Annotated in this window: 19 protein-coding genes; 11 read left to right on the top strand and 8 right to left on the bottom strand. The window is 75.3% G+C overall.

All coding sequences use genetic code 11. The features are described 5' to 3' along the window. Positions 1 to 198 precede the first annotated feature (198 nt). Positions 199 to 1,041, top strand: coding sequence for a helix-turn-helix transcriptional regulator (locus OIE12_RS32895; protein WP_329141606.1), 843 nt, complete (start codon positions 199 to 201; stop codon positions 1,039 to 1,041). Positions 1,042 to 1,059: 18 nt separating this feature from the next. Here the strand turns inward: OIE12_RS32895 and ligA are convergent, their stop codons facing one another. Further along, the gene (gene ligA / locus OIE12_RS32890) at positions 1,060 to 3,192 is read right to left on the bottom strand and encodes an NAD-dependent DNA ligase LigA (RefSeq protein ID WP_329141605.1); all 2,133 of its coding nucleotides are present in this window, start codon (positions 3,190 to 3,192) and stop codon (positions 1,060 to 1,062) included. 70 nt (positions 3,193 to 3,262) lie between these two features. On the opposite strand from ligA, the gene OIE12_RS32885 reads away from it, so the two are divergent. Together OIE12_RS32885 and OIE12_RS32880 are read left to right on the top strand one after the other, a co-directional pair. Beyond that, entirely contained in the window at positions 3,263 to 3,502 is a 240-nt protein-coding gene (locus OIE12_RS32885) for a hypothetical protein (protein ID WP_329141604.1), read from the top strand. Next, a complete protein-coding gene (locus tag OIE12_RS32880) occupies positions 3,502 to 3,879 on the top strand; it encodes a fic family toxin-antitoxin system, toxin component (protein ID WP_329141603.1) in 378 nt (125 codons plus the stop codon). The genes OIE12_RS32885 and OIE12_RS32880 overlap by 1 nt, the downstream gene beginning before the upstream one ends. 21 nt (positions 3,880 to 3,900) lie before the next feature. On the opposite strand, the gene OIE12_RS32875 is transcribed toward OIE12_RS32880, so the two are convergent. The 3 genes from OIE12_RS32875 to lxmK are packed head-to-tail and all read right to left on the bottom strand — an operon-like array spanning position 3,901 to position 6,597. Further along, the gene (locus tag OIE12_RS32875; protein WP_329141602.1) at positions 3,901 to 4,266 is read right to left on the bottom strand and encodes a hypothetical protein; all 366 of its coding nucleotides are present in this window, start codon (positions 4,264 to 4,266) and stop codon (positions 3,901 to 3,903) included. Positions 4,267 to 4,276: 10 nt separating this feature from the next. After that, on the bottom strand, positions 4,277 to 5,377 hold the full coding sequence (locus OIE12_RS32870; protein ID WP_329141601.1) for a T3SS effector HopA1 family protein: 1,101 nt from the start codon (positions 5,375 to 5,377) through the stop codon (positions 4,277 to 4,279). Beyond that, positions 5,374 to 6,597, bottom strand: coding sequence for a class V lanthionine synthetase subunit LxmK (gene lxmK / locus OIE12_RS32865; protein ID WP_329141600.1), 1,224 nt, complete (start codon positions 6,595 to 6,597; stop codon positions 5,374 to 5,376). Before lxmK ends, OIE12_RS32870 begins: the two co-directional genes overlap by 4 nt. A gap of 256 nt (positions 6,598 to 6,853) precedes the next feature. Here lxmK and OIE12_RS32860 point away from each other — a divergent pair, with 256 nt between their 5' ends. Then, the gene (locus OIE12_RS32860) at positions 6,854 to 7,021 is read left to right on the top strand and encodes a hypothetical protein (RefSeq protein ID WP_329141599.1); all 168 of its coding nucleotides are present in this window, start codon (positions 6,854 to 6,856) and stop codon (positions 7,019 to 7,021) included. A gap of 73 nt (positions 7,022 to 7,094) precedes the next feature. Beyond that, positions 7,095 to 7,235: an LxmA leader domain family RiPP gene (locus OIE12_RS32855; protein ID WP_329141598.1), complete on the top strand. Its 141-nt coding sequence runs from the start codon at positions 7,095 to 7,097 to the stop codon at positions 7,233 to 7,235. An 81-nt stretch (positions 7,236 to 7,316) separates the two neighbouring features. On the opposite strand, the gene OIE12_RS32850 is transcribed toward OIE12_RS32855, so the two are convergent. Next, positions 7,317 to 7,754 (bottom strand): helix-turn-helix domain-containing protein, encoded by a 438-nt coding sequence (locus tag OIE12_RS32850; protein ID WP_329141597.1) that lies wholly within the window; start codon positions 7,752 to 7,754, stop codon positions 7,317 to 7,319. A 143-nt stretch (positions 7,755 to 7,897) separates the two neighbouring features. Between OIE12_RS32850 and OIE12_RS32845 the strand changes: the two genes are divergently transcribed. From OIE12_RS32845 to OIE12_RS32830, 4 genes are all read left to right on the top strand, one after another. Then, complete coding sequence (locus tag OIE12_RS32845) at positions 7,898 to 10,378, top strand: LuxR C-terminal-related transcriptional regulator (RefSeq protein ID WP_329141596.1); 2,481 nt, start codon at positions 7,898 to 7,900, stop codon at positions 10,376 to 10,378. Between the two features lie 130 nt (positions 10,379 to 10,508). Further along, complete coding sequence (locus OIE12_RS32840) at positions 10,509 to 12,251, top strand: ABC transporter ATP-binding protein (RefSeq protein WP_329141595.1); 1,743 nt, start codon at positions 10,509 to 10,511, stop codon at positions 12,249 to 12,251. 113 nt (positions 12,252 to 12,364) lie between these two features. Beyond that, a complete protein-coding gene (locus OIE12_RS32835; protein ID WP_329141594.1) occupies positions 12,365 to 12,913 on the top strand; it encodes a ParH-like protein in 549 nt (182 codons plus the stop codon). Continuing rightward, on the top strand, positions 12,906 to 14,132 hold the full coding sequence (locus OIE12_RS32830) for an MAB_1171c family putative transporter (RefSeq protein ID WP_329141593.1): 1,227 nt from the start codon (positions 12,906 to 12,908) through the stop codon (positions 14,130 to 14,132). Before OIE12_RS32835 ends, OIE12_RS32830 begins: the two co-directional genes overlap by 8 nt. Before the next feature lie 57 nt (positions 14,133 to 14,189). Here OIE12_RS32830 and OIE12_RS32825 read toward each other — a convergent pair whose 3' ends face one another. Further along, positions 14,190 to 14,339, bottom strand: coding sequence for a hypothetical protein (locus OIE12_RS32825; protein ID WP_329141592.1), 150 nt, complete (start codon positions 14,337 to 14,339; stop codon positions 14,190 to 14,192). 275 nt (positions 14,340 to 14,614) lie between these two features. Here OIE12_RS32825 and OIE12_RS32820 point away from each other — a divergent pair, with 275 nt between their 5' ends. Beyond that, positions 14,615 to 15,589, top strand: coding sequence for an LLM class flavin-dependent oxidoreductase (locus OIE12_RS32820; protein ID WP_329141591.1), 975 nt, complete (start codon positions 14,615 to 14,617; stop codon positions 15,587 to 15,589). A gap of 7 nt (positions 15,590 to 15,596) precedes the next feature. Here the strand turns inward: OIE12_RS32820 and OIE12_RS32815 are convergent, their stop codons facing one another. After that, a complete protein-coding gene (locus OIE12_RS32815; protein ID WP_329141590.1) occupies positions 15,597 to 16,508 on the bottom strand; it encodes an SDR family oxidoreductase in 912 nt (303 codons plus the stop codon). A gap of 119 nt (positions 16,509 to 16,627) precedes the next feature. On the opposite strand from OIE12_RS32815, the gene OIE12_RS32810 reads away from it, so the two are divergent. After that, on the top strand, positions 16,628 to 17,242 hold the full coding sequence (locus OIE12_RS32810) for a TetR family transcriptional regulator (RefSeq protein ID WP_329141589.1): 615 nt from the start codon (positions 16,628 to 16,630) through the stop codon (positions 17,240 to 17,242). Between the two features lie 19 nt (positions 17,243 to 17,261). On the opposite strand, the gene OIE12_RS32805 is transcribed toward OIE12_RS32810, so the two are convergent. Beyond that, positions 17,262 to 18,317, bottom strand: a complete 1,056-nt coding sequence (locus OIE12_RS32805; protein ID WP_329141588.1) for a DUF6924 domain-containing protein — start codon at positions 18,315 to 18,317, stop codon at positions 17,262 to 17,264. Positions 18,318 to 18,322 lie beyond the last annotated feature (5 nt).

Genomic DNA, 18,322 nt, shown 5'->3' with positions numbered 1-18,322 from the left:
GGGCCTGCGGATCCACTGATCGCCGGGCCGTGGATACGGCGGACTTTCGCCATGTTCCCTGCTCAGGACACGTATCCCGGGGTTTCGCGGCCGGCTCGCGGGTCGGAGAGGGGGATCGACGATCCGTGGCTGCGCCGCCGTGCCGGCCGGCGGGAGGCGGTAGAAGTAGGAGGGCAAGCGGCACGGAGGAGAGCACCCATGGAGATCGACCGGGCCGGACTGGCGGCCTTTCTACGGCGCCGGCGGGAGCTGTTGCAGCCCGAGGACGTCGGACTCCCGCGGGGGTCCCGCCGCAGGACCAGCGGGCTGCGGCGGGAGGAGGTGGCCGCGCTGTGCCACATGTCGACCGACTACTACGCGCGGCTGGAGCGCGAGCGCGGCCCGCAGCCCTCCGCGCAGATGGCCGCCTCGATCGCGCAGGGGCTGCACCTCTCCCTGGACGAGCGCGACCACCTGTTCCGGCTGGCCGGGCACAACCCGCCCGTGCGCGGCTCGGCCGGCGCGCATGTCGGCCCCGGACTGCTGCGCATCCTCGACCGGCTGGCCGACACCCCCGCCGAAATCGTCAGCGAACTCGGGGAGACCCTGCGCCAGACCCCGCTCGGGGTGGCCCTGACCGGCGACACCACCGGGTTCACCGGTCCCGAGCGGAGCATCGGCTTCCGGTGGTTCACCCTGCCGGCCACCCGCGCGCGGTACGCACCGGAGGAACACGCCCATCTCTCGCGCATGTTCGCCTCCGGACTGCGGGAGATCGCCACCCTGCGGGGCCCGGGCTCGCGGGCGGCCCAGTACGCCGGCCTCCTCCTGGAACGCAGCGAGGAGTTCCGCACCCTGTGGCGGACGCACGAGGTGGGCGTCGGCCCCGAGAAGGTCAAGCGCTTCCTCCACCCCGAGGTCGGGCTCCTGGAGCTGCACTGCCAGTCACTCCTCGACACCGACCAGTCGCACCGCCTGCTCGTCTACACCGCCACGCCCGGCTCCGAGAGCCACGAGAAGCTGCGTCTGCTCTCCGTCATCGGCACGCAGGCGGTCGGCTGACCTCCGGGCACGGGGCCGTCAGGCCTGGCCCCCTTCCTGGCCGAGGAAGTCGGCGACCAGCGCGGCGAACTCGTCCGGGCCGGCCAGGCGGACGCCGAGACTCTCCGCCTTGGCGCGCTTGGCGCCCGCGCCCTCCCCGGCGACGACGAGGGTGGTCTTCCTGGAGACGCTGGAGGAGGAGCGGCCGCCGGCCCGTTCGACGAGTTCGTTCATCTGGTTGCGGCTGAGCTTCTCCAGGGGGCCGGTCATCGCGCCGGTGACGACCACGGTCATTCCGGCCAGTGGTCCGGACGCCCGCTCGGCGCCGTCGTCGATGCCGTCGCCGTCGGTGCCGTCGCCGTCGGTGCCCTCATCCGTGCCGGACCGGGCGGGCGGGGTGGCGCCGGGTTCGGTCATGTTGACGCCGGCGGCGACCAGTCTGTCGATGAGCGGGGCGAGTTCGGCCAGTTCGGCGACGATCGAGGGGGCCTTCTCGGTGCCGATGCCCTCCACCTGCCGCATCGCCTCCGCGTCCGCCGCGCGGAGGTGGTCCATCGTCGCGAAGTGCCGGGCGATACGGCGGGACATGGACCGCCCGGTGCCGCGGACGCCGAGCGCGCACAGCACCCGCGCCAGCGGCCGCCTCTTGGCCGTCTCCAGGGCGGCGAGGAGGTTGTCGGTGCTGGTCTCGCCCATCCGCTCCAGGCCCAGCAACTGCTCACGGGTGAGGGCGAACAGGTCCGCGAGGTCGCCGACGAGGCCGGCGTCCACGAGCTGGACGACGCGGGTGTGGCCGAGGCCCTCGATGTCGAGCTGGTCGCGCCCGGCCGCGTAGGACAGGGAGGCGACCAGGTGGCAGTTGCGCCCGTTCTCGCAGCGCCAACGCTGCTCGCTGGTGTCGATGCCGGACCCGCAGCGCGGGCACACCTCGGGGAAGACGATGGGCTGTTCGTCGCCGGTGCGCAGATGGGCGACGGGGGCTTCGACGCGCGGGATGACGTCGCCGGCCCGGTGCACCATGACGTGGTCGCCCAGGCGCAGATCGCGGCGGGTGATGTCGGCCGGGTTGTGCAGGGTGGCGTAGGTGACGGTGGCGCCGTCGATCTCGACCGGCTCCAGGACCGCGCGCGGCGCGATGATGCCGGTGCGGCCGACGTTCCACTCCACCTCGAGCAGCCGGGTGATCTTCTCGACGGCCGGCAGTTTGTAGGCGATCGCCCAGCGCGGGGCGCGTGAGCCCGCGCCCGCGGCGCGCTGGTCGGCGGCGAGGTCGGCCTTGATGACGATGCCGTCGATCCCGAACGGCAGTTCGGCGCGCAGGGCGGCGATCTCCCGCACCCGGTCCAGTACCTGCTCGACGGTGGTGGCGGTGCTGCCGGGGACGGCGGTCGTGGCGGTGGTGTTGATGCCGAACGCGGCGGCCTGTGCCATCAGTTCGCTGTGCGCGAGGTCCGTCAGCCGGGCGGCGAGCTCCGTGTCGGTGCCGGGCAGGGGCAGCAGGCCGTAGCCGAAGAAGGTCATCGGCACGGTGTAGGCACGCTCCTTGGCACGCAGGCTGCCCGCGGCGGCGCCGCGCGGGTTGGCGAAGGGCTGTCCGCCGTGCACGGTGCGCACCTCGTTGGCGTGCTCGAACTGGGCGGTGGTCATGAGGACTTCGCCCCGGACCTCCACGGTGACCGGTTCGGCGAGTTCGGCGGGCAGCCCCTCGATGGTGCCGATCGCGTGCGAGACGTCCTCCCCGGCCGTCCCGTCCCCGCGGGTGATCAGCCGGCTCAGCCGGCCGCCGGTGTAGCGGGCGGCGACGGCGAGTCCGTCCAGCTTCGGCTCGACGCCGAACCGTTCGGCCTCGTGGCCGAGGCGCCGGGCCAGCGAGGCGGTCCAGGCGGTGAACTCCTCCGGCGAGAACACGTTGTCCAGGCTCAGCATCGCCACCGTGTGCGGGACGTCGCCCTCGACGGCGCCGCCGGCGACCTTGCCCGTCGGGGAACCGGGCAGCACCTGCTCGGGATGGCCGGCCTCCCAGGCGGCGATGGTGCGCACCAGCCGGTCGTAGGCGTCGTCGTCCAGTGCCGAGGTTCCGTCCGCGTAGTAGGCGGCCGAGGCCGTCACGGCGTCCTCGACCGCCTGGGCGTAGGCGGCGGCGTCCATGAGCGAAGCTGCGGGTGTCGTCATGCGGGTCATCCTGCCTGCCCCCACTGACAACGCCCCGCCACGCGGTGGTACCAGCTGTTACCATCACGGTATGGCGAAGACGCAGAAGGGCTGGCGGGTCGACGACGAGATCGCGGAGCTGGCCACGGCCCGGGCCAAGGACCGCGGCATGAGTGTCGGCGACTACATCGCCGCGCTCGTGCGGGAGGACGCCGACGGGATGCGGCAGCGCGGCCTGGAGGCGGCGCGGCGCTTCCTCGACGAGCACCAGGCGGTGTTCGACGAGGCGGAGGACGCCGAGCGCCGCGCCCGGGGGGCGCACGCCGCGTAATGGACCTGCACATCGACGTCCCCTGGATTTTGCAGGTCGCCGAGGTCGCGGGCGCGGCGGACCCCGCTCCCGAGGACTACGGGGTGCCCGTGGCCGCGGTCGCCTGCCACCGCGCCGAGCTGCTGGAGACCCCCGTCTACGACGGCCCCTACGCCCGCGCCGCCGCGCTGGTGCACGTCCTCGGGCGCTGCCGCTGGCTGGAGCGCTCCAACCTGGCGGTGGCCGCCGCGACGGGCGTGATGTACCTGGAGGCCTCCGGCATCCCGGTCAAGCCGGCGCGGGAGGACGCGCTCGCCCTCCGTGACCTGCTGCGCGATCCGGCCTGCACCGCCGCCCGGATCGCCGCCCTGCTGCGCGGCTGGCCCCGGGCGAGCTGAGGCGCGGCCCGGGGCCTGTCGTCAGGCGGGCGGGTCGGGTTCCAGTTCGAGTGTGGTGTGCTGGGTCGACAGGGCCTCGACGTACACCAGCGCGCAGGCGAGGACCCTGCCCCGCCACACCCTGTTCACCGGGAGTTCCGGTCGCGGGGTCGGCGGATACCGGTTCGGCCGGTGGGCGTTGCCGCCGTTCGCGCCGGCGCTCGCGTGGACGTGGTTCATGAACCGGATGCCCGTGTCCACGTCGAGGAGCACCGGGTGCTGGAAGGCTTCGCCCAGGCCGGCCCCGCGGCGTTTCCTCTCGGGGCGGACGTCCTCGTACTCGGTCACTTCGACGAGGTGGCCGACCGGTATCGGCGCCGGGTAGTTGACTGCGACGAGCACGCTCATGGCGCGCACGCTACCCCGCGCCGGCCGCCCGCCGCGGCCGGCCCGGCGCCGGGAACGGGGCGGAGTCCAGGTTGCGGGCGGGTTCGGCCGGGTCGACGGCGGCGGCGCGCAGGCAGCGGTGGACCTCCCGTGCCGCGTCCGCCCCGGCCGGGTCCGCCGCCGCGGGACGCAGGAAGCCGTCCGTGGCGTCCGGGTCGTGGGCGTGGCGCAGGAGCCCCTCGGCGACGGCCGCCGCGCGGTGCTGGCCGAAGCTCTTCCCGGGCCGGCCGGGCCGGTTGTCGGCGGGCTCCCACGCCAGGGCGACGCCGGGGGCCACCTCGTGGGCGAAGACGGAGGTCTCCCTGCCGACGCCGGGCAGTCCCGTCACCTCGTCGGCGAGACCGGCCGCCGACGGGGCGTCCGCGCCCTCCAGGTAGACCACGAGCGCGTCCCGGCGCGGGTAGGACCACGGGCGGGAGAGCACCTTCGCCCGGTACCGCGCGGACCGGGCGGCCAGTGCGGCCAGCAGGGTCCGCCAGACGCCGGGGGCGGCGTCCGGGTCCGTCAGGTGGACGTACATCCGCAGGACGGGCCGGCCGGCCCCGCCGGACAGGCCGCCGCAGGGGCCGTCCAGCAGCAGGAAGCCGGGGGACAGCGCGGGGCGGACGGCCGGCAGGTCGAGGCGCGCGTGTCGGTCCGGTCCGACCGCTCCTTGCGTCCGGACGGATGCCGTGGGCACGCGGACGAGTACTCGGCCGAGTTCGGCGAGGAGCGTGTCTCCCCGGGGCTCCGGGCCGGGCCGTACCACCGCGTCGACGGGGGTGAGGGTGTGCGGGGTGGCGGCGGTGAGGCGGTCCTCGAACGCGCGGTCGCGGCGGGAGGAGGCGGGGCCGGCCGCTGCCCCGTTCCGGCCATCGCGGGCTTCCCGGGCCTCCGGGGTGAGGCCCGCGTGCCACTCGTCGTACAGCACCGCGCCCAGGGCCGCCCGCAGTTCGCGGGCGGTGCCGCCGGTGACGGGCCGCTCCCCCACCAGGACGGTGCGGCGGTCCTGTCCGATCCGCAGGGTGGCCAGGGCTTCGCGCAGCCGGGGGGCGAGTGCGGCCTCCGGCGGCGCGGTGGACGGTTCCCTCATGACTCCTCCAGTCCGGCGGTGCCGGCGCACAGTCCGACGGTCCCGGCGAAGCGTTCGGGGGCCAGCAGCGCGGTGCGGCCCACGCCCGCCGTGCCCTTCTGCACGGCGGTGAGCCGCGCCCCGAACGACGCGGCGGCGAACATCCGGTCGAAGAGGTGCCAGCCGGCGTAGGCCGTCGCGCGGGCGGCGAACCCGGGATCGACGGGGGGCGCGGCGCTGCGGTAGGCCTCCCAGAAGGCGGTCACGAGCGGTCGTACGGCGATGAGTTGGCGTTCGCCGTTCCCGACGAGGGCGGTGTGGGCGTCGTCGCCCGCGCCGGGGCCGTCGAGGTCGAGTGCGGTGAACATCCGCGAGGCCGCCCGGTACAGCCACTGGCCCACGAACCCGCCGACGTCACCGGCCGGGTCGTCGAGGTGGAACTCCTCCCAGTCCGTGAGATGCGGCGGGGCCGCGGGGTCTCCGTCGCCGCCGAGAAGGAACTGGTCGAGCCGCAGATCGCCGTGGACGGGGGTGTGCGGGGCGGCGGCGGACCACTCGTGCAGCCGGCCCAGCGCGGTGCGCAGCCGGGCGTCGTGGTGGAGCAGCGCCCACGCCTCCAGCTCGGCCCCACTGGCGTCGGCGTACTCGCGCACCGTCAGCCCGGTCAGGCGCGAGTGCCCCCGTACGGCGGCGGACGGGCGGGGGACGCCGACGTCCGGAAGGCGGTGCAGGGTGCCCACCGCGTGGCCGAGACGTGCGGCGAGCACGGTGTCGATACGGTCCTCGTCGGCGAGCGTGCTGCAGGGGACGGCGGCGTCGAGCCGGGTGTGGACCAGTACCAGGGTGTCCGGATCGGCGCCCAGGAACTCGGGTGCGAGCGGGGCGGGTTGATCCTGCCGGGCGGACCGCGCACGCTCGAAGGCGCGGGCCCGTTCGAAGCGGTCGCGCGCTCCGGGCAGGGTGGCGTCCAGCCGTTTGACGAAGACCTGGCGACCGTCGGCGGTGGGGCCGGCCCAGTTCTCGTTGCGGCCGGGGAGTGCGAGCGCGCTCCCGGGGACGAAGGGTGCGATGCCGAGCGTGGCCATGGCCCGCTCCACCCCGGCCGACGGGCGGTGGGGAGCGGGGCGCCGCGGTGCGGGGGCGTCGGGTGTCCGGGGGGCGGCCGGGGCGGGCTGGGCTGTTGGTGCGGGAGGAGATGCCGGTGCGGGCGGAGGCGCTGGTTCCGTGGTCGTCGCTGCCATGGCCGTGACGCTAGGCCGCCCGGCGCGCGGCGGAACAGTGACAGGAACGGACCTGGCGGGGCGGTCCGCCGACCCGGCAGGAACCTGTCGGTCCGGTCGCGGACAGACCGGTGCGGGCGCGTGGCGGGCCCGGGCGGCGGCCGGTCGCCGGCCCGGGCGCCAGTTACCTGCCACTGGGCGCGGACCGGCCGCGCTGGTGGGATCGGAGCACCGGCCACGACCGGGGCCGGTCCCGCCCCATGTCCGAGGAGAGAACATGCAGAGCGCCGATCTGATGGGCGGTTACGCCGCCTACACGAGCCCGCGCACCGCCGTGGAGGAACTGGCCACCACGCGCAACGAGCCCGAGGCGGAGGCGTCGCCGTGGATCGTCACCACGATCAGCCTCGTGGTCACCATCCTGCTGCCCCTCACCGCCTCCTGAGCCCCCTCCCGCACCCACCCGTCCGCCCTTCCACCCACCCCTCCGCCCACCCCTCCATCCGAAGGAGACCCGCATGAGCACCGAGGACCTGATGAGCGGCTACAGCGCCTACACGACGCCCGCCGCGGCGGTCGAGGAGTACGACGAGGACCGCGCGGAGGCCAGCTGGACGCTGATCCCGCTCACGCTCGTCACGATCACCATCATCGCCTGATCCGCGCCCTCGCCGGCCCGGCCCCCGGTGGAAGACCACTTCCGCCGGGGCCGGGCCCTGTCGTGTCCCGCTCCGCCGGTGTCAGGCGTCGTCCCCCTCGTCCGCCGCCCGGGCCTCGCGCCGGGCGATCACGTCGATGAGGTCGCTGACCGTGCCCAGCGCCTCCGGCGAGAGCTGGACGGCCCGCAGCGCCACGTCGCGCACCTCGGCGTCACGCAGGGCACCGAGGAGTTCGAGCTGCCGGGAGATCTCCGCACCCTGCGTGTCGTCGAAGAAGTAGGCGGGCGGCACCTCGAAGAACTGGGCCAGCGCCTCCAGATGGCGCTTGGTGGGGTTGTCCCGCCGTCCGGTGCGCAGCTGCCACAGATACGTGGTGGAGAACGACACACCCGTGCGTTCGCGGCAGGCCCGGGCCACCACCTCGTTGGTGTAGGGCCGGCGGTCGGGGTCGAGGACGAGGCGGAAGAGCGCGTCGATCCGCTCGGCCAGACCCGAGGGGCTGCTTTCCGTACCGGCCACGCTCACCTCACGCCTCCCGCCGGACGCCGACACAGCACAGCACAGCACAGCACAGCACAGCACAGCATCTGCGGAGATAGATCCGAACTTCCTGGCGATTCATCGTAGTTGACATGCGCCGGGTGGCGCCCCATCCTGAGCCGGTGAGCCAAGATGAATGGCAGTCAGGGTCCTATTCATTTGAGCAAACGCCGTTCCCCGCCGAGACCGTCGGCCGTGAACGGGAGACGGCCGAGCTGCTGACGCTGCTCACCCGGGAGGATCCCGGCCGCGGGGGCGTCCTGCTGTACGGGCCTCCGGGCATCGGGAAGACGCGGCTGGCGCACACCGTGGCCGTCGCGTACGCGGAGCAGACGGGGGGCCGGGTGACCCTCTTCGACGCCACCGCCCACGCGGACCCGGAGGCGGCACTCGCCCGGCTGCTCACGGCGGACCCGGCGCCGGCCGTCACCGTCGAAGCCGGTGCCGAGGCAGGGGCCGGCGCCGGGGCCTTCGCCGGCCCCGGCGCTCTGGTGCTCGCCGACGGGCTCGACCAGCCGGCCCCCGCCGCACCGGGCGCACCCGGCACGGACCACGGCCGACCGGGCGCGCGGGCAACCCGGTTACTGAGCGCGCTGGCGGCGGCCGCGCGTGCGGGTACGCGGGTCCTCGCCACCGCCCGGCGGCCCCTGGTCCCGGAGGGGTTCGCCGGGCGGCCGGTGACCGCGCTCCCCGTGCCCGTCGACTGCACCGCGCTGGACCCCGACGGCCTGTCCCGGGTGCCGTCCGTACGGCTCTATCTCGCCTGCCTGCGCGCCCTCCACCCGGGCCTGCCCGCGCGGGAGCACGACCTCGCGCAGACCGCGCGGATCTGCGCCGACCTGGGCGGGGTGCCCGGCGACCTGTGCCTGGCGGCGCGGGTGGCCGGATGGGAGGGTCCGGAGGTGCTGCGTGCCGCACTGGACTGCGGGCCGGGTCCGGCCGCCGCCGCGGGGGTGGTGCGCGCGTACCGGGGCGCCGGCGGGGCGGAGCGGCGACTCGGCCCCGTCGCACGGCGGTTGCTCGACCACGCGCGGCTGTTTCCGGGCGGGTGCGGGCCCGAGGCGTTGCGCGAGGTGTCCGGTGTGCCGCTCGCGGCGTTCCCGGCCGCGCTCGCCGAACTCCTCGACCATCACCTCCTCACCTCCTCCGGGCGCCCCTCGGGCCGACTCGGTGGCCACTCCCGCGCACGGCTGCACGTCCCGTTCGGCGGCCCGCCGCCCGGGCAGGGTCCGTCCGTGACGGCGGACGCACGGCAGGCCCACGCCCGTTACTACGCGCGCGTGGCACGCGACGCGGTCGCACGCGTCCTGGCGGGCGACCAGCTCGCCGGAGTCACCGCCCTGCGCGCCGAGGAGCGCAACCTCCGTCTGGCGCTGGAGACACTCGGCGCCCCACCGGCATGCGAGGTCCCCGGGCGTGCCGACGAGCCCCCCGGCAGGCGCGAGGACACCGACGACGGCACCGACGCGGCCCTGGACCTCGCCGAGCACCTGTACTTCTCCCTGTACACGGTGGCCGGTTCCGGTGTCGGCGCCGCGCCGCCGGCGGGGCTCCCCCGGCCCGTGACCGCCCTCGGCCGGGCCCGGCTCGGCCTGCTGCTCGCCGCATCGGCCGTCCGGGCCGGGGACTTCGACGCCGCCCTCAGCCGGCTCGGCCAGGTGGCGGAGGAGGTGGCCGCGCACCCCGCGGCCGACGCCCTGACCGGCCGCCTCCTCGCTCTGCGGGGCCTCGCGGCGCACCACGACGACCCCGGCCGGGGGCTGTCGCTGCTGCACCGGGCCGTGGTCCGGCATCGGGAGGACGGCGACGAGGCCGCCGCGTCCGGGGTGGAACTGGAGGTGTGCCTGGCCGAGTTCCTCGACGGGCGGACCGACGCCGCGACCCGGACCGCGCTGGCCGTCCTGCCGGGTGCGTTGCAGCGCCGGGACCTGCTCACCGCGGGCGCGGCCCTGCTGCGCCTGAGCCTCTTCGCCACCGCCGACGGGCGGACCGGGGACGCCGCCGCCTACTGCGAACGGGCGCTGGCCGCGCTGCGCGGGCTCGGCGCCCCGGCCGTGCTGGGCGCCTTCCTGAACCTGGCCGGCACTCCGCTGCGGCCGGGAATCACCGCCCGCGCCACGGCCGCCGCCCGGGTACTGGGCGCCTTCTCCGCCGCGCGTGCCGGGCTGCCCGGTGCGCCCGACGACCCGGACTTCGCCGGGTGTCTGCGGGAGAGCGAGGTGCGCGGGCCGCTGGCGGAGCGGGACTTCGTCACGGCGCTGCGCGAGGGGGCCGAGGCCGGACTCCCCGGTGTACTCGCGGAGTTGGCCGCGTACCGGGGCGGGCCGCCACGGCCGGAGAACCACGACGAGGCGGACGCGGGACGCACCGGTCCGCTCACCCGCCGGCAGACCGAGGTCTCGCTCCTCATCGCGGACGGGCTGAGCAACCGTCAGATCGCCCGCCGGCTGGAGATCTCGGAGTGGACGGTGGTCAACCACGTCCGGGAGACGATGAAGAAGCTGGGCTGCACCTCCCGGGTGGGCATCGCCGGCTGGGTCCACACCTCGGCGGCCACCGAAGCGCTCGGCACGGCGCCCGCGCGGCCGTTGCTGACGTCCTGAACCCCTGCCTACCCGCTGAACCCCTGCGTACCCGGGCCCTTCAGCCCCTTGAGCCCCTGAGCCCCTGAGCCCCTGAGCCCCTGAGCCCCTGAGCCCCTGAGTACCCTCCCCTGCCCCGAGAGGACTTCCCATGCGTTCCGCCCCCTTCCCGGCCGGTCCCCTGTCCGCGCTGGCGCGGCACCGCGGGCAGACCGCCGTCGCCGTTCCACTGATCCTGCTGTCGGTCGTCGCGTCCCTGTGCGTGCCGCTCGCGGTGCGCCGGCTCGTGGTCGACATCGGCGGTCACCGCTCCCCGCTCGTCTCCGTGCTCGTCCTCGCGGTACTGGCCCTGGGCGGGGCCCTGGCCGGGGCGTGGTCGTCCTTCCTCCTCGGGCGTGTCGGCGAGTGGACCGTGCTGGACGTGCGCGCCCGCGTCGTCCGCCACGTCCTGCGCGCCCGGCTGCTCGACGTACGGCGGGCCGGGACCGGCGACCTGGTCGCCCGGATCACCAGCGACTGTGCCCAACTGCGCTCGATGTTCGACGTGGGAGTCACGGCGCTGCCCGCGTCGGCGCTGGTCGCGGGCGTCTCCCTGGTGGTCATGGGCGTACTGGACTGGGTGCTGCTGCTGATCGTGGTGGCGACCTTCGCCGTGGCGGGGACCGCCATCGCGGTGTTCGTCTCGGGGATGCGCCGGGGCATCTCCGCGCAGCAGCGGGCGCTCGGCGAGGTGGCGCAGCGGTTCACCGCGGCGGTCTCCTCACTGGCGGTGATCAAGGCCAACCGGGCGGAGGAGCGCACCGCCTCGGGCATCGTGGAGCGGGCCGGGGCAGCCGCGGAGGCGGCGGTGTCGGCGGACCGGGCACAGGCGTTCATCACGCCCCTGATGACGGTCGGCCAGCAGATCGCCGTCATCGGGGTGCTCTCGGGCAGTGGCGTGCGGATGGCCTCGGGCGCGCTCAGCCCGGCGGACTTCGTGGCGTTCATGATGTACCTCTTCCAGCTCATCGCCCCGCTGACCGTGCTGGCGACCGGCATCGCGCGGCTCCAGGCGGGCATGGCGGCCCGCGGCCGGATCCGTACCGCGCTGGAGCTGCCGTCGGAGGCGCCCGGGCCCGACCGCGAGCCGGCCCCCGTGCCCGGCGCCCCCGCCCTCCGGCTGCGCGGGCTGACCGGCGGCTACGACGCGGAGCCGGTGCTGCGCGGGGTGGACCTGACGGTCGCCCGGCGCGGCGTCACCGCCCTGGTGGGCCCGTCGGGCGCCGGGAAGTCGACGGTCCTGAACATGGTCGAGCGCCTGCTGCCCGCCGCCGGGGGCACCGTCGCGCTGCACGGCACGCAGCTGGCCGACTGGCCGCTCGACGCGCTGCGCCGTCGGATCGCCTACGTCGACCAGTCGTTCACCCTGCTGGAGGGGACGGTGCGGGAGAACCTCGTCCTGGGCGCGCCCGGTCCGGTGGACGACACGGCGCTGCGCCGCGTGCTGGAGAGCGTGGGGCTCGCGGCCACGGTCGCCGGGCTGCCGGACGGACTCGACACTCCGCTGGGCGGCGGTACGGATCTGTCGGGCGGCCAGCGGCAGCGGCTCGCCCTGGCGCGGGCGCTGCTCAGTGACGCCGACGTCGTCCTGCTGGACGAGCCGACCTCGCAGCTGGACGGCGTGAACGAGCGGTTGCTGCGGGACGTGGTGGACCGGCTGGCGGGCGAGCGGGCCGTGCTGGTGGTGGCCCACCGGCTGTCGACGGTCCGGCACGCCGACCGGATCGCCCTCCTGCGGGACGGGCGGGTCGTGGACACCGGTTCGCACGAGGAGCTGCTGCGCACGAGCGCCGGGTACCGGGCCCTGGTGGAGGGGCAGTCGGGCGGCGCGGAGGTGGTGCGCGAGACGGTGTGAGCCCCCCGTCGCCCCTTCTCCGGCCCGTCAACAGCGTGACGGAACAGGCCCGTTGACTTTTCACTGGCTGGCTGTACAGTCAACGCGGGTCGAACGGCGAAGGGGAGTCGTTGGTGCGCGCAGAGGGGCTGTCCGTACTCACGGACCGGGCGGGAAGACACCACAGGCGGCGGCTGCACAGGCTCGTGGACGGCCTCGATCTGCCGGTTCCCTTCGACGCCGAGACGTTCATCGCCGCCCTCGCCGCCCGGCGCGGCCGGCCCATCGAGATCCTGGACGTCGCCCTGGACTCCCCCGGCCCGTGCGGGCTGCTCGTGGCGACCGACCGGGCCGACTACATCGTCCACACCGCGCACACCACCGCCCTGCACCGGCAGCACATCCTGCTGCACGAGGCCGCGCACCTGCTGTGCGGCCACGACCGGACCGGTTACGCGGCCTCCGCGGCGGCCCGCGCCCTCATGCCGGCGCTGCGTCCGGCCCTGATCCGCCGGGTCCTGGGCCGCACCGGCTACTCCGAACCGCAGGAGCGCGAGGCGGAGTTACTGGCCTCCCTCATCCAGCACCGGGCCCTGCGCGCCGGGCCGCCGCACCCCATCGACGGGCACGGGCGGGCAGGGGTCCTGGTCGGTACCCGTGGTGGGCAGCGGGCGCGTGGCTGAGGAACTGGCGTACGTCCCCGCGGCGGCGTCGCTCTCCCTGGGCTGGTACGAACTGCGCCCCGCCCGGCGCGGCACCGCCGTGGGGTGCCTGTACGGGTTCTGGCTGTGCATGGGGGCGGCGATGGCGCTGCTCGCACCCGGGACCGTCGCCGCCCTGCGGGCGCTGTCCGTGCCCGCAGGGTGCGTCCACCTCCTGGGCCGGGAGCTGGAGATGGCCGCCCTGTCCTTCCTCCCGCTCGCCGCGATGCGGCTCGGGCTGCCGCGGTGGCGGGCGGTGTCGGAGTGGTCGCACGCGTTCGTGGGCGTGACGGCCGGGACCCTGTGCGCGGTGCTCTTCCTGGCCGCCTCCGCCGGCGGGCGGCCACCGGCGGCTACGGCGGGCGGCGCGGCGGTCGTCGCCGGCGGCGGCCGGGCCGACTGGGCCGCCCTGGCCGCGTTCGACACGGTGTTCACCCTCTACAGCCTGTGGTGTCTCGTCCTGTTCGCGCTGCCGGTGCACCGCTGTGCGCGGGGGCTGCGGCCGGGGGCGCTGCGGACGGGACTGCGGTTGGTCGCCGCGGGCACCGCGGTGGGCGCGCTGTGGGCGGTGTGGGGGGTGAGCGGCATCGTCAACATGGCCGTGGTCCACCGGCAGGGGGCCGGGATGGACCCGGTCGCCATGGCCCTGGCCAGTGGGTGCCTGCTGCTCGCCGCCCTCGGTGCGACGGCGGCGCTGTGGCATCCGCTGGTGGCCGGGGGACGGCACCGGCTGCGGGCCTGGCGCGCCCACCGGGCGCTGGAACCGCTGTGGGCGGCCCTGCACGCGGTGGTGCCGGAGACGGCGCTGTCGGTGCCGGGGCCGAGGGCGGTGGCCCTGGCCCCGGGCGGTGCGCGGTTCGCCCTGTACCGGCGGGTGATCGAGATCCGCGACGGCTATCTCGCGCTGCGCCCCTACTGGCCCGCGCAGACGCCCTCGTGGACGGCCGCGGCGCTCGCGCGGTTCCCCGTCGATCCCGGTCGCAGGCCGGTGGTGGAGGAGGCGGCCGCGGTGGCCGCGGCGCTGGAGGCGGCGCGGGCGGGCCGCCGGTGCGCGCCGGGGCGGGCGGCGCCCGGGCCGACGGGTGAGGGCCCGGGCACCGTCGAGGAGGAGGCGGCCTGGCTGGTCGCGGTGGCCGAGGCGTTCACCGGGGACCGCGCGGTGGCGTACACCCGCCGGCTGGCCCGGCACGCCGAGGGGTGAGCCCGGCCGGCGGGCGACCCGTCCCGGTCCGGTCCGGGTCGCCTCACGGCCTGGGCGTCACACCACCGTCCGCGTCAGCAGGGTGAGGACGAGGGTCAGGGGTTCGCTGGCGTCCTGGTCGACGGCCGTCCGGGCGGCGGCCTCCTCGACGGCGGCGCCGACGGTGGTGTAGGCGGAGTAACCGCCCATCAGGTCCGAGGTGTTCACGAGGGGTCCCTTCGGGTCCGGGCGCGGCCGCTCCGTGCACGCGCCGTACCCCTCGATCACAGCAGGGCGCCCACCGCTCCCGCCACGGCAGGAAACCGCCGCCTCCGGCCGGGCCGGGGCCCCGTGGCCGCTCACCGGGCTGCCGGTCGACAGGCGGACGGGGGCAGGAACCTGCCACTGTCCGCGCCCGCCCGGCGCAACCTACCGTGTCGGCGTGCCCACCCGGCCGGGGGCCGACGGGAGCAGGAAGAAGCGATGCGCACAAGGGAGCCGCGATGACGAGCGGGGAACATGTCTCGGTGCTCTTCCCGCACCACGTGGAGGAGCTGGACGAACTGACCGGCATGGCCGCGCTCGTCCGCGACGGTGCCGCACGGCGTCTGTGGCTCGGGCAGTCGCTGACCGTCGAGAGCCATCAGGCGCTCGCCTGGCTGGCGGGCGCCGGGTTCCGGGTGCCGGTGGGCCTGTCGGTGGCGCTCACCGCGCTGCGGCACCCCTTCGACGCCGCCGCCCAGGCCCGCTCGCTCGCGCTGCTCACCGGGCATCCGCCCGTCATGGGCTACGGGGCGGGCGAGCCGGCCTTCGTCACCGCGCTGCACGGCGCGCACTACGCCGCGCCTGCCTCGGCGGTCGCCGAATACGTGGGCGTGGTGCGGGAGTTGCTGCGCGGCGGGGCGGTACGTCACGAGGGTCCGGTGTTCCGGGTCGGCGGGGCCGCGCTGCCGCCGGTGCGGGACGCACCGCCCGCCGAGGTGGGCGCGGGAGTGCTGCGGCCGGGCATGGCGCGGGCGGCGGGCCGGACGGCGGACGTGGCGATCAGCTGGATGACGCCGCCCTCCTACATCCGTGAGGTGCTGCTGCCCGCCCTGGAGGAGGGCGCCGTCGCCGCCGGCCGGCCGCGGCCCCGGCTGGTGACGGTGGTGCACGCGGCGGTGGCCCGCCCCGGGCGCAGCCCGCTGCCGCTGGCCCAGCGCGGCACCGACAAGCATCTGCGCGTCCACCACTACGCCGACATGCTGCGCCGGGCCGGGCTCGACGTCGACGTCAGCGATCCGGTGTCGGGCGCCCGGGAACTCGTGGAGGCCGGTGTGTTCCTCTACGGCAAGCCGGGCGACCTGGTCCCGGAGGTGCGGCGCTACTTCGCGGCGGGCGCCGACGAGGTGGTGCTCAACCCGGTCGCGGTGGCCCAGACCTACGGATTCGCCGCGGCCCTGGCCGATCTGCGGGAGCTGCTCGCCGCCCACGGGTGAGCGGGGCTCAGGCCGCCGGTGCCGTGAGGTAGTCGCCGTGGGCGAGGTCGTCGAGCAGGGCGGGGTGGCGGGGCGACCAGCCGAGCAGTTCGCGGGTGTGGAAGCTGGTGGCGGGACCGTCGAAGGCGTAGACGCGGGCCATGAACGGGCTCACGAAGTGGCCGGCGGCCTCCTCGGGGGTGAGTGAGGCGGTGGGCAGGCCGAGGCCGCGGGCGATCGTCTCCGCGATGCTCCGCAGGGTGACGCCGCTCTCGCCGACGCCGTGCAGCATGCTGCCCGCGGGTGCCTTCTCCAGGGCCAGCCGGAACAGGACCGCCGCGTCGCTCCGGTGCACCGCGGGCCAGCGGTTGGCGCCGTCCCCGACGTAGGCCGAGACACCGGTGCGCCGTGCGGTGGTGACGAGCATGGGGATGAAGCCGTGGTCCTCGGGTCCGTGGACCGTCGGGGCGAGGCGGACCACACTCGCGCGGACGCCCCGGGCGGCGAGGTCCAGGCAGGCCCGCTCCCCCGCGAGACGGAAGGCGGCGAACCCGGTCCGGTCGGGTTCGTCCCGCTCACCGCTCTGCCTGCCCTCGGGCAGGACCAGCGTGCCGGAGGTGACGACGAGCGGCTTGCCGGAGTGCTCCAGCGGCCGGCCGAGGGTCTCGATCGCGGTCCGGTCGCGCCGCATCATGTCGTCGAGGTCGGAGAAGTCGCCGCCGTAGGCCATGTGCAGCACACCGTCGGCGGCCTCGGCGCCACTGCGCAGACTGTCGAGGTCGTCCAGGGAGCCGCGGTGCGGCACCGCTCCCAGCAACTCCAGTCTGGCGGCAGCGCTGTCGGAACGCGCCAGAGCGGTGACGGTGTGGCCGCCCGCGATCAGCTCGGTGACGACTGCGGGGCCGGTCTGGCCGGAACCGCCGGTGACGAACACATGCATGGAACACTCCCTGGATACGCCAGTGACTGGCACTTCTTAGCGCCAGTCACTGACATTATGTAGCGCCAGTGAATGGCGTCAAGTAACGCCAGTCACTGACATGTGTGTATGCTCACCGGGTGCCACGCAGCGGAGCAGAAGCGCGTCGACGTCTTCAGCAGGCGGCCCTGGAGCTGTATCGGGAGCGCGGATTCGACCGGACCACGACAGCGGAGATCGCCGCCCGCGCCGGCGTGAACGAACGGACGTTCTTCCGGCACTTCCCGGACAAGCGCGAGGTGCTCTTCGACGGCGAGGCCGACCTGCGCGAGGTGATGGTCGAGGCGGTGGCCGAGGCGCCCGGCGACCTGCCGCCGCTCGGCATGCTGCTGTGCGCCTTCCGGGTCGCCGCGGGGATGCTCGAGGAGAGGCGCCCCTTCTCCGAGCCCCGGCTGGCGATCATCGCCGAGACCCCGGCACTCCGCGAACGCGATCTCGCCAAGGCCGCGTCACTCATCGAGGCGCTGACACAGGCGCTGCGGCAGCGCGGTGTCCCCGGCCGGCTGGCCGGCCTGGCCGCCCAGACCGGCTGGGGCACCTTCCACCATGCGGCCCAGGCCTGGATCGACGACCCCTCGGAGGACCTGGACAGGCACCTCGACCGGGCCTTCGACGACCTGCGCGCCCTGTCCACGACGGCTCGGCCGGCACAGGGGCGGGGACAGGCACAGGGGCGGGCGCGCAAGCAGACGTGAGGCCCGTCGGACGGGCGGCTCACGCCAGTACGTCGTCCTTCCGCCAGTCCTCGATGCCTTGGTTGCTTATCGCCAGGTTGACCATCATCGTCCCGGCCTGTTCCGGGTCCACGGGGAAGGTGAGGCCGATGTCGTCCGCGAGGGGGACCGCGAGCAGACGGTTCCCGGGTGCGCTCAGCGTGACCGCGTCGGCGATCAGGACGACGTCGGAGACGGGCCCGGCCTCGTCCTCGCGCGGGCGGATCTGCGCCATCACCTGCTCCGGGGTGGCGCCAGCGAAGGCCGGGTCGTCCACGAAGCGGAGGTAGTCGCCGTAGTCGTCGATCACGTCCGCACCCTTCGGGTGGCGCACCTGCGCGACCAGGGCGGACCAGGCCGCGTCGTCGGTGAAGTCGGTGCGCACCAGCAGATCGACGTCCTGTTCGAGCACGGGCAGTGCGCGGGGCGGCCTGGTGTAACGGGGCGGTGCGCTCAGCCGCTCCAGCGCGACGCCCACGGGCTCGTAGAGGTCCTCCTCCTCCAGCTCCTCGCCCTCCTCGAGCTCGTACTCCACGTCGGCGGGGGCCCGCTCGGCGAAGTGGTCGAGGGTGAACGAGAGGCAGGAGCGGTTCAGCACCAGGTACGTCATGGCCACCTGCCGGGGAGTGATCCAGAACGCGTCCCCGCCCCGGAGGGCCAGCAGCGGGCGCGTCTCCGGGTTCCACCCGGTCCGCTCATCGGTGAGCACGACCAGGTCCGGTCTCCAGACGCCGGGCCGGTCCAGCGCGGCGGCGACCTCCTCGGCGGTGGCGCCGCGCCATGCGGGGTCGTGCGCCACGACCAGCCGCCGGGCGGCCGCCGTCCGCGGCCCGGAATCGGGGGCGGTCGCGGGGACGGTCGCGGGGACGGTCGCGGGGACGGTCCCCGGGGCGGTCTCGGGAGTGGTCTCATACCCGGGACCCTGCATGCCGGGCAGTTCGCCCAGCCGCGACAGGACGTCCTCCCAGACGTCCTTGTCGTCACCGGTGTTGAGCAGCAGCACTCCGTGCACGCGGTCCGCGTCGTCGTCGGAGGGCAGGGGCAGTGGGGGTCGCATGGAAT

This window comes from Streptomyces sp. NBC_00670 (assembly GCF_036226765.1).
In the GTDB taxonomy this organism is placed as follows: domain Bacteria; phylum Actinomycetota; class Actinomycetes; order Streptomycetales; family Streptomycetaceae; genus Streptomyces.
Note: the sequence above shows the minus strand (reverse complement) of the source record. Positions and strands in the feature narration are given on the sequence as shown.

What these genes read in the sequence shown, in the direction of transcription:
- OIE12_RS32895 (WP_329141606.1), top strand. Translation starts at nt 199, where the DNA reads ATGGAGATCGACCGGGCCGGACTGGCGGCCTTTCTACGGCGCCGGCGG.
- ligA (WP_329141605.1), bottom strand. Translation starts at nt 3,192, where the DNA reads ATGACGACACCCGCAGCTTCGCTCATGGACGCCGCCGCCTACGCCCAG.
- OIE12_RS32885 (WP_329141604.1), top strand. Translation starts at nt 3,263, where the DNA reads ATGGCGAAGACGCAGAAGGGCTGGCGGGTCGACGACGAGATCGCGGAG.
- OIE12_RS32880 (WP_329141603.1), top strand. Translation starts at nt 3,502, where the DNA reads ATGGACCTGCACATCGACGTCCCCTGGATTTTGCAGGTCGCCGAGGTC.
- OIE12_RS32875 (WP_329141602.1), bottom strand. Translation starts at nt 4,266, where the DNA reads ATGAGCGTGCTCGTCGCAGTCAACTACCCGGCGCCGATACCGGTCGGC.
- OIE12_RS32870 (WP_329141601.1), bottom strand. Translation starts at nt 5,377, where the DNA reads ATGAGGGAACCGTCCACCGCGCCGCCGGAGGCCGCACTCGCCCCCCGG.
- lxmK (WP_329141600.1), bottom strand. Translation starts at nt 6,597, where the DNA reads ATGGCAGCGACGACCACGGAACCAGCGCCTCCGCCCGCACCGGCATCT.
- OIE12_RS32860 (WP_329141599.1), top strand. Translation starts at nt 6,854, where the DNA reads ATGCAGAGCGCCGATCTGATGGGCGGTTACGCCGCCTACACGAGCCCG.
- OIE12_RS32855 (WP_329141598.1), top strand. Translation starts at nt 7,095, where the DNA reads ATGAGCACCGAGGACCTGATGAGCGGCTACAGCGCCTACACGACGCCC.
- OIE12_RS32840 (WP_329141595.1), top strand. Translation starts at nt 10,509, where the DNA reads ATGCGTTCCGCCCCCTTCCCGGCCGGTCCCCTGTCCGCGCTGGCGCGG.
- OIE12_RS32820 (WP_329141591.1), top strand. Translation starts at nt 14,615, where the DNA reads ATGACGAGCGGGGAACATGTCTCGGTGCTCTTCCCGCACCACGTGGAG.
- OIE12_RS32815 (WP_329141590.1), bottom strand. Translation starts at nt 16,508, where the DNA reads ATGCATGTGTTCGTCACCGGCGGTTCCGGCCAGACCGGCCCCGCAGTC.
- OIE12_RS32805 (WP_329141588.1), bottom strand. Translation starts at nt 18,317, where the DNA reads ATGCGACCCCCACTGCCCCTGCCCTCCGACGACGACGCGGACCGCGTG.